At 71.4% G+C, this 12,004-nt stretch carries 14 protein-coding genes; all 14 read left to right on the top strand.

Annotated features, from left to right (window positions below; translation table 11 throughout):
• The first annotated feature begins 43 nt into the window (after positions 1-43).
• The 14 genes from ACTMTJ_RS27335 to ACTMTJ_RS27270 all read left to right on the top strand — a co-directional run bounded on the left by ACTMTJ_RS27335 (position 44) and on the right by ACTMTJ_RS27270 (position 12,004).
• Positions 44-736: a response regulator transcription factor gene (locus ACTMTJ_RS27335; RefSeq protein ID WP_441220833.1), complete on the top strand. Its 693-nt coding sequence runs from the start codon at positions 44-46 to the stop codon at positions 734-736.
• 153 nt (positions 737-889) lie between these two features.
• Positions 890-1,678: an AfsR/SARP family transcriptional regulator gene (locus tag ACTMTJ_RS27330; RefSeq protein WP_441220832.1), complete on the top strand. Its 789-nt coding sequence runs from the start codon at positions 890-892 to the stop codon at positions 1,676-1,678.
• 132 nt (positions 1,679-1,810) lie between these two features.
• A complete protein-coding gene (locus ACTMTJ_RS27325; protein WP_441220830.1) occupies positions 1,811-3,079 on the top strand; it encodes a beta-ketoacyl-[acyl-carrier-protein] synthase family protein in 1,269 nt (422 codons plus the stop codon).
• Positions 3,076-4,359: a ketosynthase chain-length factor gene (locus tag ACTMTJ_RS27320; RefSeq protein ID WP_441220828.1), complete on the top strand. Its 1,284-nt coding sequence runs from the start codon at positions 3,076-3,078 to the stop codon at positions 4,357-4,359. Before ACTMTJ_RS27325 ends, ACTMTJ_RS27320 begins: the two co-directional genes overlap by 4 nt.
• On the top strand, positions 4,356-5,414 hold the full coding sequence (locus ACTMTJ_RS27315) for a methyltransferase (protein WP_441220826.1): 1,059 nt from the start codon (positions 4,356-4,358) through the stop codon (positions 5,412-5,414). Before ACTMTJ_RS27320 ends, ACTMTJ_RS27315 begins: the two co-directional genes overlap by 4 nt.
• 9 nt (positions 5,415-5,423) lie before the next feature.
• Positions 5,424-5,747 (top strand): antibiotic biosynthesis monooxygenase family protein, encoded by a 324-nt coding sequence (locus ACTMTJ_RS27310; protein ID WP_441220824.1) that lies wholly within the window; start codon positions 5,424-5,426, stop codon positions 5,745-5,747.
• Positions 5,744-7,360, top strand: coding sequence for an FAD-dependent oxidoreductase (locus ACTMTJ_RS27305; RefSeq protein WP_441220822.1), 1,617 nt, complete (start codon positions 5,744-5,746; stop codon positions 7,358-7,360). Before ACTMTJ_RS27310 ends, ACTMTJ_RS27305 begins: the two co-directional genes overlap by 4 nt.
• Before the next feature lies 1 nt (position 7,361).
• Positions 7,362-7,703, top strand: a complete 342-nt coding sequence (locus ACTMTJ_RS27300) for a TcmI family type II polyketide cyclase (protein WP_441220820.1) — start codon at positions 7,362-7,364, stop codon at positions 7,701-7,703.
• A complete protein-coding gene (locus ACTMTJ_RS27295) occupies positions 7,700-8,713 on the top strand; it encodes a methyltransferase (RefSeq protein WP_441220819.1) in 1,014 nt (337 codons plus the stop codon). Before ACTMTJ_RS27300 ends, ACTMTJ_RS27295 begins: the two co-directional genes overlap by 4 nt.
• A 3-nt stretch (positions 8,714-8,716) precedes the next feature.
• Positions 8,717-9,178, top strand: a complete 462-nt coding sequence (locus tag ACTMTJ_RS27290; protein ID WP_441220817.1) for a cupin domain-containing protein — start codon at positions 8,717-8,719, stop codon at positions 9,176-9,178.
• Positions 9,175-9,432: an acyl carrier protein gene (locus tag ACTMTJ_RS27285; RefSeq protein WP_441220815.1), complete on the top strand. Its 258-nt coding sequence runs from the start codon at positions 9,175-9,177 to the stop codon at positions 9,430-9,432. Before ACTMTJ_RS27290 ends, ACTMTJ_RS27285 begins: the two co-directional genes overlap by 4 nt.
• 4 nt (positions 9,433-9,436) lie before the next feature.
• Entirely contained in the window at positions 9,437-9,901 is a 465-nt protein-coding gene (locus tag ACTMTJ_RS27280) for an SRPBCC family protein (protein ID WP_441220813.1), read from the top strand.
• Positions 9,898-11,565, top strand: coding sequence for an acetyl-CoA carboxylase carboxyltransferase subunit alpha (locus ACTMTJ_RS27275; RefSeq protein ID WP_441220811.1), 1,668 nt, complete (start codon positions 9,898-9,900; stop codon positions 11,563-11,565). Before ACTMTJ_RS27280 ends, ACTMTJ_RS27275 begins: the two co-directional genes overlap by 4 nt.
• Entirely contained in the window at positions 11,558-12,004 is a 447-nt protein-coding gene (locus tag ACTMTJ_RS27270; protein WP_441220809.1) for an acetyl-CoA carboxylase biotin carboxyl carrier protein, read from the top strand. Before ACTMTJ_RS27275 ends, ACTMTJ_RS27270 begins: the two co-directional genes overlap by 8 nt.

The raw sequence follows: 12,004 nt of genomic DNA, 5'->3' as shown, positions 1-12,004 counted from the left end.
GGCGGCGTGGGCCCGCGAAGCAGACGGGTTGGGGGAGGTCGCCATGGCGCGGTCCGAAGACGGGTCCTCCCTCTGGCCCATCTCCGTCCTGCTCGTCGACGACCATGTGCTGGTCCGCGAGGGCCTGCGGGCCGTGCTCGACGCGCATCCCGACCTCGGCGTCGTCGACGAGGCCGGCGACTCGACCGCCGCGGTGGCCAAGGCGGCGCGGCTGCGACCCGACGTCGTGCTGCTCGACGTGGCGATACCCGGCGACGACCCGGTGGTCACGGTGCGCCGCATCCGCGAGGCCTCGCCGAGCACCGCCGTCGTCATCCTCAGCATGTACGACAGCCCCGACCTGCTCCGCCGGCTGATCGCGGAGGGGGTGCGGGGCTACCTGCTCAAGAGCGTCGGCCGCGAGGAGCTCGTCGCCGCGATCCGCAAGGCGCGCGACGGCACCGGCTCGATCCTGCTCTCCGTCTCCGGCCAGAGCCTGGTGCAGGTGCAGAACGCCGAGCCGGCGATCCTCTCCCAGGCCGAGCTGGACATCCTCCAGCTCGCCGCCGAGGCGATGACCAACGCGCAGATCGCCCGCCGGCTCAAGCTGAGCGAGGCGGCGGTGAAGAGCCACCTGCGGCGCATCTTCGCCAAGCTCGGTGCGGTGTCGCGGATCGACGCGGTCAACAAGGCGGTGGCGGCGTCGCTGGTCACCCTGCCGCACGACCGGCTCAACAGCAAGCCGAGCCCGCACTGATACACCCCGCAAGGATCATTCGCCGTACAACTTTCGACACCTTCTGGATTCGGAAGGAGGCGGGTGGTAGCGCCTTGGGAACGTTACGTGTGACCCCGCTATCTCCATAGCTTGAGAGCGTGTCGAGAAGCGCTACGAGAGCGGGGGAGCGCCATGGTCAAGTACGAGATTCTAGGTTCTTTGGAACTGGTCCATGAGGGACGGATCTGCACTCCGACGCCACCAAAAGTTCGCACTGTGCTCGCTTTGCTTGTGTTGCGCGCCAACCGGGTCGTGCTGGGCGAATCGATTATCCGCGAGCTTTGGGGCGACAACCCGCCGCGGAGCGCGGCCACCACGGTTCAGACGTACATCTACCACCTTCGAAAGCTCTTCGCCCGAGAAGGTATAGAAGGCCCGGGTCGAACCTTGCTCGAGAGCCGGGCCCGCGGCTACCTGCTCAAGGTGGAGCCCGGCCAGCTCGACGCCGAGATCTTCGAGGCCCTGCTGGACGAGGGGCGCAACCACATGAAGGCCGGCCGCCACGAGGAGGGCGCCGCCGTGCTGCGCCGGGCGCTCGCGCTGTGGACCGGGCCGCTGGGCGCCAACGTCGAGTTCGGTCCGGCGCTGGAGGCGCACGCGACTCACCTCGAGGAGGAGTGGATCCGCGCGGTCGAGCTGCGCATCGAGGCCGACATCGCGCTCGGCCGCCACCGTGAGCTGATCGGCGAGCTGCGCTACCTGGTGGGCACGTACCCGCTCAACGAGTGGTTTCACCGCCAGCTGATCATCGCGTTGAGCCGGTCCGGGCGGCGTGGCGAGGCGCTCCAGGCGTACCACCACTACCGGCGCGTGCTCAGCGAGGAGCTCGGCCTGGACCCTTCGCCGGACCTCCAGCGGCTTCAGCGGGAGGTCCTGTCCGCCGGCGTGCCGAGGCCGCTCCAGCTGACCCGGGCCTCATGAGACCGCGGCCTCGACCGCCGCTCCAGCATCGTTCGACGCCCCGTCCCTAGCGTCCTGCAACGCAGGCCATGAGGGCGCGACCGCGTCCCGCGGACCGTGCGGAGGCGGACATCGCGGCCAGGAGGATCGTCAATGCCGAACACATCTGACCGTCGGGTGGTCATCACCGGAATGGGCGTCATCGCGCCCGGTGGGCTGGGCGCGAAGGCGTTCTGGGAGCTGCTCACAAGCGGCCGCACGGCCACCCGCACCGTCTCGTTCTTCGACCCGAGCCCGTTCCGCTCGCGGGTGGCGGCGGAGGCCGACTTCGACCCGGCCGCCGAAGGCCTTTCGCCGCAGGAGATCCGGCGGATGGACCGGGCCGCCCAGCTCGCGGTCGTCTGCACGCGGGAGTGCCTCGTGGACAGTGGCTTCGCCACCGACGAGCACGACCCCACCCGGGTCGGCGTCAGCGTCGGCACAGCGGTCGGCGCCACGATGAGCCTCGAGGAGGAGTACGTCGTGGTGAGCGACGGCGGCCAGCAGTGGCTGACCGACCACCGCTACGCCAGCCCGCACCTCTACGACTACCTGGTGCCGAGCTCCTTCGCCCGCGATGTGGCGTGGGAGGTCGGCGCCGAGGGGCCGGCCACGGTGATCTCCACTGGCTGCACCTCCGGCCTCGACGCGGTCGGGCACGCGATGGAGCTGATCCGGGAGGGCTCCGCCGACGTGATGATCGCCGGCGCCACCGACGCACCGATCTCGCCGATCACGCTCGCCTGCTTCGACGCGATCAAGGCGACGACCGCCCGCAACGACGACCCCGAGCACGCGTCGCGGCCGTTCGACAACAGCCGGGACGGGTTCGTGCTCGGCGAGGGCGCGGCGATGTTCGTGCTGGAGGAGCTGGGCCACGCCCGCCGCCGCAACGCGCAGATCTACGCCGAGCTGGTCGGGTTCGCCTCGCGCTCCAACGCGTTCCACATGACCGGCCTGCGGCCCGACGGGCGGGAGATGGCCGAGGCGATCCGGGTCGCGCTCGGCGACGCGCGGCTGCCCGCCGACTCGGTCGACTACGTCAACGCGCACGGCTCCGGCACCAAGCAGAACGACCGGCACGAGACGGCGGCGTTCAAGCGGAGCCTCGGCGACCATGCCTACCGGACGCCGGTCAGTTCCATCAAGTCGATGGTCGGGCACTCGCTCGGCGCGATCGGCTCGATCGAGATCGCCGCGTCCGCGCTGGCCATCCGGCACGGCGTGGTGCCGCCCACGGCCAACCTCCACGAGCGCGACCCGGAGTGCGACCTCGACTACACGCCCCTCGTCGCCCGCGAGAAGCGCCTCGACGTGGTGCTGAGCGTCGGCAGCGGGTTCGGCGGGTTCCAGAGCGCGATGATCCTGGCGCGTGGCGAATGAGCGGGAGTCGCGAGGCTACGGGCCTCGACCACGACGGCGAAGGAGCGGCGCGCGCACCTCGCGCTGTCGTCGTCACCGGTGTCGGAGTCGCGGCTCCCAACGGGTTGGGGCGCGACGCGTTCTGGGCCGCCACCGTCGAAGGGCGCGGCGGGATCGGGCCGATCACCCGGTTCGACCCGTCGAGCTACCCGGCGCAGCTCGCCGGGGAGGTGCCCGGCTACGACGCGGCCGCGCACATTCCGAGCCGGCTGCTCGCGCAGACCGACCACATGACCCGGCTCGCGCTCAGCGCCGCCGAGTGGGCGCTCGCCGACGCCGGCGTCGACCCCAAGGAGCTGCCCGAGTTCGGCATGGGCGTGGTCACCGCCAGCGCGTCGGGCGGCTTCGAGTTCGGCCACCGCGAGCTGGAGAAGCTCTGGAGCAAGGGTTCCGAGCACGTCAGCGCGTACCAGTCGTTCGCCTGGTTCTACGCGGTCAACACCGGGCAGATCTCGATCCGGCACGGCATGCGCGGACCGACCGGGGTGCTCGTCACCGAGCAGGCCGGCGGGCTCGACGCGGTCGCCCAGGCGCGCCGCCAGGTACGCAAGGGCATCCCGCTCGTGGTGACCGGCGGGGTGGACGCGTCGCTGTGCCCGTGGGGCTGGACCGCGCAGATCCCCAACGGCCGGCTGAGCACCTCGCGCGAGCCGGACGCCGCCTTCCTCCCGTTCGACGCCGGCGCCACCGGCTACGTGCCGGGCGAGGGCGGAGCGATCCTGGTACTGGAGGACGCCGCGGCCGTCCGCGGCGAGGTCTACGGGGAGATCGCCGGCTACGGCGCCACCTTCGACCCGCGGCCAGGTTCGGGACGGCGGCCCGGGCTGCGGCGCGCCGCGGAGATCGCGCTCGCCGACGCCGGCCTGGAGCCGCGCGAGGTCGACGTGGTGTTCGCCGACGCGGCCGGCGTCGTGGAGCTCGACCGGATCGAGGCCGAGGCGATCAGCGGGATCTTCGGGCCGTTCGGCGTGCCGGTCACCGCGCCCAAGACGATGACCGGCCGCCTCTACTCCGGCGGGGCCGCGCTCGACCTTGTCTCCGCGCTGCTGTCGATCAGGCACAGCGTCATCCCGCCCACCACCAACGTCCAGCGGCTCGCCGAGGGCATCGACCTCGACCTGGTCCGCGACGCGCCACGGGAGGCGCCGGTGCGGGCCGCACTTGTACTCGCCCGTGGATACGGCGGCTTCAACGCCGCCATGGTCGTCCGCCGCCACACTCCGGAAAGGACTCCCCGATGACTGACGCGAGCCTCGCGGCCGTCGCGAACTTCGACCAGAAGCAGGCGCTCGACCTGCGTGAACGGCAGATCGCCGTGCTGGGCAGCGCGAAGCAGATCGCCCACGTCATCTACGTGGTGACCGAGCTCGGCATCGCCGACCGCCTCGTCGACGGCCCGCAGCCGGTCGGCCGGCTGGCCGCCGACACGGAGACGCACGAGGACGCGCTGCGCCGGATCCTGCGCGCTGCCGCCGCGTTCGGCATCTTCGCCGAGCAGGAGGACGGCACGTTCGCGATAACGCCGCTCGGCGAGGGCCTGACGTCGGCCCGGATCGGCGGGCTGCGGCCGATGGTGCAGTTCAGCTTCCACGACTTCAACCGGCTGCCGTACGCGGAGATCATGCACAGCGTCCGCACCGGTGAGCCGGCGTTCAACAAGGTCTTCGGCATGGGCTTCTACGACTACCTACAGACCCACCCCGAGGTGAACCGGTTCTTCGAGGGCTTCATGGCGCACTGGAGCCGCCGCCTCGCCGACCGGTTCGCGGCCGAGCTGGCGCCGGAGCGGTTCGGGCGGATCGCCGACATCGGCGGCAGCAACGGCTACTTCCTGGCCAAGATGCTCCAGCGCCACCCGGCCGGCACCGGTGTGCTCTTCGACCTGCCCGAGGTCGTCGCCGACGCCGAGCCGCTACTCAAGGAGCACGGCGTGGCGGAGCGGGTCGAGGTGGTGGGCGGCGACTTCTTCAGCAGCCCGCTGCCGGTCGGCGCCGACGCGTACATCCTGAAGTCGATCGTCCACAACTGGCCGGACGACACCTGCGTCGCCCTGTTGAAGCGGATCCGCGCGGCGATCGGCGAGGCCGACGCGCGCCTGATCGCGATCGACCAGATCGTGCCGCCGCTCAACCAGTGGGACCACTCCAAGATCATCGACATCGACATGCTCGTCCTCTTCGGCGGCAAGGAACGCGATCTGCGCGAGTGGAAGGCGATTTTCGGCGCCGCGGGGTTCGAACTGGTCAACACGCCCGCGGCCTACGGCTGGGCGCTGCTCGAAGCCCGTCCGATCTGAAGGGGAGCCATGGCACACATCAGCATCGACCAGCCCGTCGTGACGATGGTCAACGTCTTCACGGTGGATCCCGCCAACCAGCAGAAGCTCGTGGACATCCTCGTCGAGGCCACCGAGTCGGTCATGTCCAAGGTGGACGGTTTCGTCTCGGCGAACATCCACGCCAGCCTCGACGGCACCCGTGTCGTCAACTACGCGCAGTGGAAGAGCGAAGAGCACTTCAACCGGATGTACCAGAACCCCGACGTTCACCCGCACTTCGGCCAGGTACGCGCGATCGCGACGCCGGAGCGCCACCTTTACAAGGTCGTCTACACGGAGGACGCGAAATGAGTGACGAGAGCACCGACGTCCTGGTCATCGGCGCCGGCCCGGTCGGACTGTCCACGGCACTCTTCCTGGCCCGCCGCGGCGTCGCGCCGCTCGTGGTCGAGCGCCGCGCCGCACTGTCGTCGATCCCGCGGGCCACCGGCCTGCACGCCCGCACCGTGGAGATCTTCCGCACCGTCGGCCTGGAGCCGGCCGTGCAGGAGGTCGGCATGAAGATCGTCGGTCCGGGCAAGGACCTCGAGCTGGTCCGCTCCGGCCGCGCCACCCCGCTGGTGATGCTCGGCGCGTCGTCCCTGGCCGAGCTCGACAAGTCGTTCGTGATGGAGGCGCACGACGTCGACTACGACCAGTTCACGCCGAGCTGGCCGATCTGGTGCGGGCAGGACCACTACGAGCCGCTGCTGTACGAGTCGGCGAAGCGGCACGGCGCGGAGATCCGCTTCGGTACCGAGGTGGTCGCGCTCGACCAGGACGCCGACGGCGTCACGGCCACGGTCCAGGACCGCGCGACGGGCGCGACGAGGACGATCCGCGCCAAGTACGTCGTGGGGGCGGACGGCGTCAACAGCCCGACCCGCGAGATGCTCCACATTGGAAATCGGAGCAACGGCGCCGCCGGAAACTTCGTCAGCATCATCTTCCGCGCCAAGGTCGACCTGCCCGAGACCGCACCCCGCTTCACGCTCATCTACCTGATGAACCGGCTCGCGCAGGGCCTGCTGCTCTTCATCGAGCCGGGCCGCTGGATGTTCGGCGTCAACTACTACCCGGAGCGCGGGCAGTCGCCGGCCGACTTCACCGAGGAGCGCTGCGTCGAGCTGGCCCGGATCGCCGCCGGCGACCCGGAGCTCGACGTCGAGGTCGAGTCGCACATGCCCTGGGAGGCGCGGCACATGGTGGCCGACGCCTACCAGGTCGGGCGGGTGTTCCTCGCCGGCGACGCCTGCCACGCGCACCCGCCGGCCGGTGGCTTCGGCGTCAACGCGGGCATCCAGGACGCGCACAACCTGGCCTGGAAGCTGGCCGACGTGCTCGCCGGCCGGGCCGACGCCAGCCTGCTCGACACCTACGAGGCGGAGCGGCGGCCGGTCGGCGCGGCGACCGCCGACCAGGCGTGGATGCTCTTCCGCACCCGCGGCCAGCTCGCCGACGAGGACAAGGCCGCGTACCGCGACTTCGTCATCGTGACGATGGGCTACCGCTACTACTCCCAGGCGGTCGTCGGCGCGGCGGAGAACGGCGAGGTGCTGCCCCGCGACCTCACCTTCCCGGGCCAGCCGGGCAGCCGGGCCGCGCACGGGTGGGTCACCCACAAGGGCGCCAAGATCTCCACGATCGACGTGCTGACCGACGGCTGGTCCCTGGTCACCGCGCCCGGAAACCAGGCGTGGCTGGACGCGGCGGCCAAGAGCGGCGTGCCGCTCAAGACGTTCACCGCCGGACCCGGCGGCGACCTCGCCGACGACGGCTCCTGGCTCGCCGCCTGCGGCGTCACCACGGACGGGGCGCTGCTGGTGCGGCCGGACGGCATCCTCGCGTGGCGTAGCCCGGGCGCGGTCGCCGACCCCGCCGCCGCACTCTCCACTGTGCTCACCGGCATCCTGCGGGGTGCGTGAGATGTCGTACCGCGGGCTCATGGTGATGCGGATGGAGCCGCAGCACGCCGGGGCCGTCGCCGAGCTCTTCACCGAGCACGACAAGGGCGACATGCCGCACGTCGTCGGCATCTCCCGGCGCACCCTCTTCCGCTACCAGGACCTCTACATGCACCTGATCGAGGCCGACACCGACGTCTACGACAAGCTGCTCGCGGCCCGGGCCCGGGACGACTTCCAGGACGTCAACCGGCGGCTGGCCACCTACCTCCAGCGGTACGCGCCGGAGCGGATGAGCGAGCTGCGCGACTCGACGGCCACGCCCTTCTACACCTGGACCCCCGAGACAGGGAGCATCTCGTGAAGACCGCGCTCGCCCGCCATGATCTCATGGACATGATGCAGGCCTACAAGAAGACGAGCCTGCTTCGGACCGGCGTCGAGCTGGGCGTCTTCGACGCGCTCGCGACCGCTCCCGCGACCGCCGGCGCGCTGGCGAGCACCCTCGGGATCCACCCGCGCGGCGCCCGCATCCTGCTGGACGCGCTGACCGCGATCCGCCTCGTCGACCGGACCGGCGAGCACTTCTCGCTGACCCCCGTCGCCGCCGAGCACCTCGTCCGCGACCGCCCCGACTACCTGGGCGGCATGGTCAAGGTGATGTCGAGCGACTGGGAGTGGGACGCGCTGCGCGACCTCAGCGCCGCGGTCCGCGCCGGCGGCACCGTGCTCGACGTGCACGCCGAGACCCCGGAGTACACGTACTGGGAGGACTTCGCCGCCTACGCCACGAAGGTGGCCCACCCGACCGCCGAGGTGATGGCCGAGGCGCTCGCGCCGTGGGCCAAGGAGCAGCCCGAGCTCAAGGTGCTGGATGTCGCGTGTGGACACGGCGTCTACGGCTACACGCTGGCCCAGCACCACCCGCAGGCGGTCGTGACCTCGCTCGACTGGCCCAACGTGCTCGCCGTGACCGAAAAGCACGCCGAGCGCCTCGGCGTACGCGACCGCGCGCGGTTCCTGCCCGGCGACATGTTCACCGCCGAGCTGGGCGGGCCGTACGACGTCGTGCTGCTCACCAACGTCACCCACCACTTCTCCGAGGAGCGGGTGCACGAGCTGGTGGGCCGGCTCGGCACCGCGGTCAAGCCGGGCGGCCGGCTGGTCATCGTCGGGTTCACCACCGGTGACGAGTCGCCGGCGCTCGACCCGGCGCCGTACCTGTTCTCGGTGCTGATGCTGGTCTGGACCCACGAGGGCGAGTCGCACTCGGTGGCCGCCTACAACCGGGTCCTCTCCGCCGCCGGCTTCGGCCCGGCCACCGTCCACCCGACCGACCTGCCGTTCCGCGTCCTCGTCGCCGAGAAGGAGTGAGCCATGCACCGCCAACCGATCGTCAAAGTGGCCGCCACCGACGTGCCGGGCATCAACCGCATCGGCGGCGAGGTGCGGATCCTGCTCAGCCCGAAGACCGTCGACGCGACCGCGGGCTTCATGGGCACCGTGCGGCTCAAGCCGGGTGAGTTCCTGGCCGAGCAGTACAACCCGTACTCCGACAAGTTCTGCTACCTGGTGCGGGGAGAGGTCCTCATCCGGATCGACGGCACCGAGGTCAAGCTCGCCGCGGACGAGGCGCTGATGGTGCGCCGCGGCCAGCGGCACCGCATCGAAAACCCGGGCTCCCACGACGCCCTGATCGTCTTCCAGATCAGCCCCCTCGCGCCCCGCCCCGAGCTGGGTCACGTCGACACCGAGGAGGTGCCGCACCCCGAGTCGCCGGTACCCCAGGTCGGCGGGGTGCGCGACGGGTGGCAGCGACCGACGGGAGGAAACTCATGAGCGCCCTGAGCATCGAAGACCTTCGCCGCGTCCTGGAGAGCAGCGCCGGCGTCGTGGAGGAGACCGACTGGTCCGACCCGGCGACGCTCGACGAGTCGTTCGAAAACCTCGGCTACGACTCGCTCGCCCTGCTCGAACTGGCCGCCAAGATGCAGCAGGAGTACCAGGTCAAGATCCCGGACGACGCGGTGTCGATCATGAAGACGCCGCGGATCGCCGTCGACTACATCAACCAGCGAATCGCGGAGCAGTGACCTCATGGCCGGACACACGGACAACGCCGTCGTCATCAACGCGCCTTTCGAGCTCGTCTGGGACATGACCAACGACGTCCCGGGCTGGCCGAAGCTGTTCAGCGAGTACGCCAGCACCGAGGTACTGTCCGAAAAGGACGGTGCGGTGCTCTTCCGGCTCACCATGCACCCGGACCCGCAGGGGCGGGTGTGGTCGTGGGTCTCCGAGCGGGTGCCCGACCTGGCCGACCGGGTCGTGCGGGCCCGCCGCATCGAGACCGGCGCCTTCAAGTACATGAACCTGTTCTGGGAGTACACCGAGGTCGACGGCGGCGTGCGGATGCGGTGGGTGCAGGACTTCGAGCTGCGCGCCGGCGCGCACACCGACGACGAGGGCATGACCGCCCACCTCAACCGCGCGACCCGCGAGCAGCAGGCGCGCATCAAGGAGATCGTCGAGGCCGCCGCGGCGGAACGCGTGCCGTCATGACGGCGACGCTCACGGCGCCGGTCGGCAAGAGCTGGTTACTCTGCCCGGGCTGCCAGACGCTGCTCTACCACCGGCGGGTCGAGCGCAACCTCGGTGTCTGCCCGGAGTGCAACCACCACGAGCGGGTGACCGCGCACCAGCGCATCGAGCAGATCTTCGACACGGACTCGGTGGAGGAGCTGCCACCGGTCGGCGCGTCCGGCGACCCGCTCGGGTTCGTCGACACCCGGCCGTACCCGCACCGGATGGAGGGCGCGCGCCAGCGCACCGGCCTCGACGAGGCGGTGGTCTGCGTCCGCGGCACGGTGGAGGGGCACGCCCTGGTCGCCGCCGTGATGGACTTCAGGTTCCTCGGCGGCAGCCTCGGCGCCGGCGTCGGCGAGCGGATCACCCGCGCCGCCGAGGAGGCGCTCGCCACCCGCACTCCGCTGCTGCTGGTCAGCGCCAGCGGCGGCGCGCGGATGCAGGAGGGTGCGCTGTCGCTGATGCAGATGGCCAAGACGTCCGCGGCGCTCGGCGCGCTCGACGCGGCGGGCGTGCTCACCATCTCGCTGGTGACCGACCCGACCTACGGCGGTGTCGCCGCGTCGTACGCCACGCTCTGCGACGTCATCCTCGCCGAGCCGCGCGCGCGTCTCGGCTTCGCCGGGCCGCGGGTCATCCAGCAGACGCTGCGCCAGCCGCTGCCCGACGGGTTCCAGACCGCCGAGTTCCTCTTCGCCCGGGGCATGCTCGACGACCTGGTGCCCCGGTCGGCCCTGCGGGCCACCATCGGCCGGTTGCTGGCCTTCGCGGCCGCGGACCGGTCCGCGCCTGGTGCGGCCGTGACGGACGACGTGGTACGCGACGCGGAGGCGCTGCCCGACGACGCCGCCTGGGACGTGGTGGCGAGGTCGCGCGACCTCGGCCGGCCGACCACGTTCGACTACATCGGACACTTCGTCGACGGCTTCGTGGAGCTGCACGGCGACCGGCTCGCCGACGACTGCAACGCGATCGTCGGCGGCGTCGGCATCCTCGACGGCCGGCCGGTCGTGGTGATCGGCCACCAGAAGGGGCACACGGTGGCCGAGGTCGCCGACCGCAACTTCGGGATGGGCACGCCGGCCGGCTACCGCAAGGCGATGCGGCTGATGCGCCTGGCCGACAAGCTCGGCGTACCCCTCGTCACGCTGATCGACACGCCCGGCGCCTACCCCGGCGTCTCCGCCGAGGAGAACGGGCAGGCGATCGCCATCGCCGAGAGCATCCGGCTGATGGCCGGCCTCACGGTGCCGGTCGTCGCGGTGGTCACCGGCGAGGGCGGCAGCGGCGGCGCGCTGGCACTGGGCGTGGGCAACAGGGTGCTGATGCTGTCGAACGCGACGTACTCGGTGATCAGCCCGGAGGGTTGCGCGGCGATCCTCTGGAACGACGCGGCGCGCGCCGACGAGGCCGCGGTGCAGCTGCGGCTGCGCGCCCGCGACCTCGTCACGCTCGGCGTGGTCGACGGGGTCGTGCCGGAGCCGGCCGGCGGCGCGTCCGCCGACCCGGGCGGCACGGCCGCGGCCGTACACCGGGCGGTCACCGGGGCGCTGGCCGAGCTCGCCGGCGCCGACCGCGAGGAGTTGCTGGCCCAGCGCCGGGCCCGCTTCCGAAGGATGGGGGGACGGACGGATGGATGACAGCCACCCGCTGGAGGCCGCCTGCCGGAGCGTTGCCCGGCTCGTCGGCGCGACGCCCGGGCCGGTGCGCCGGGTCCGGGTGCAGCACGCCGACGTGGTGGTCGAGGTCGAGTGGCCGGAGGCGGCGGCGGTGGTGGCGGGACCCACCGCCGCCGAGCCGCCGGCGCCCGCCGCCGATGACGACGACGCCGGCATCCACTACATCCGCTCCTCGCTCGTGGCCACGCTGTACCACGCGCCCGAGCCGGGCGCCGAGCCGTTCGTGCGCGAGGGCGACCGGGTCAAGGTGGGGCAGCAGGTCGCGATCCTCGAAGCGATGAAGATGATGATCCCGGTCGAGGCCGACCAGGCGGGCGAGGTCGTGAAGATCCTCGTGCCCGACGGGACCCCGGTGGAGTACGGCGAGCGGCTCATCGCCATCGCACCAGCGGAGGTGTAG

The sequence above is a fragment of the Phytohabitans sp. LJ34 genome (genome assembly GCF_052068095.1).
Taxonomy (GTDB): domain Bacteria; phylum Actinomycetota; class Actinomycetes; order Mycobacteriales; family Micromonosporaceae; genus Phytohabitans.
Note: the sequence above shows the minus strand (reverse complement) of the source record. Positions and strands in the feature narration are given on the sequence as shown.

Bases quoted from the DNA above. Each gene is read 5' to 3' on its own strand.
- ACTMTJ_RS27310 (WP_441220824.1), top strand. From the start codon at position 5,424: ATGGCACACATCAGCATCGACCAGCCCGTCGTGACGATGGTCAACGTC.
- ACTMTJ_RS27320 (WP_441220828.1), top strand. From the start codon at position 3,076: ATGAGCGGGAGTCGCGAGGCTACGGGCCTCGACCACGACGGCGAAGGA.
- ACTMTJ_RS27280 (WP_441220813.1), top strand. From the start codon at position 9,437: ATGGCCGGACACACGGACAACGCCGTCGTCATCAACGCGCCTTTCGAG.
- ACTMTJ_RS27290 (WP_441220817.1), top strand. From the start codon at position 8,717: ATGCACCGCCAACCGATCGTCAAAGTGGCCGCCACCGACGTGCCGGGC.
- ACTMTJ_RS27315 (WP_441220826.1), top strand. From the start codon at position 4,356: ATGACTGACGCGAGCCTCGCGGCCGTCGCGAACTTCGACCAGAAGCAG.
- ACTMTJ_RS27270 (WP_441220809.1), top strand. From the start codon at position 11,558: ATGGATGACAGCCACCCGCTGGAGGCCGCCTGCCGGAGCGTTGCCCGG.
- ACTMTJ_RS27335 (WP_441220833.1), top strand. From the start codon at position 44: ATGGCGCGGTCCGAAGACGGGTCCTCCCTCTGGCCCATCTCCGTCCTG.
- ACTMTJ_RS27285 (WP_441220815.1), top strand. From the start codon at position 9,175: ATGAGCGCCCTGAGCATCGAAGACCTTCGCCGCGTCCTGGAGAGCAGC.
- ACTMTJ_RS27330 (WP_441220832.1), top strand. From the start codon at position 890: ATGGTCAAGTACGAGATTCTAGGTTCTTTGGAACTGGTCCATGAGGGA.
- ACTMTJ_RS27275 (WP_441220811.1), top strand. From the start codon at position 9,898: ATGACGGCGACGCTCACGGCGCCGGTCGGCAAGAGCTGGTTACTCTGC.
- ACTMTJ_RS27325 (WP_441220830.1), top strand. From the start codon at position 1,811: ATGCCGAACACATCTGACCGTCGGGTGGTCATCACCGGAATGGGCGTC.
- ACTMTJ_RS27300 (WP_441220820.1), top strand. From the start codon at position 7,362: ATGTCGTACCGCGGGCTCATGGTGATGCGGATGGAGCCGCAGCACGCC.
- ACTMTJ_RS27305 (WP_441220822.1), top strand. From the start codon at position 5,744: ATGAGTGACGAGAGCACCGACGTCCTGGTCATCGGCGCCGGCCCGGTC.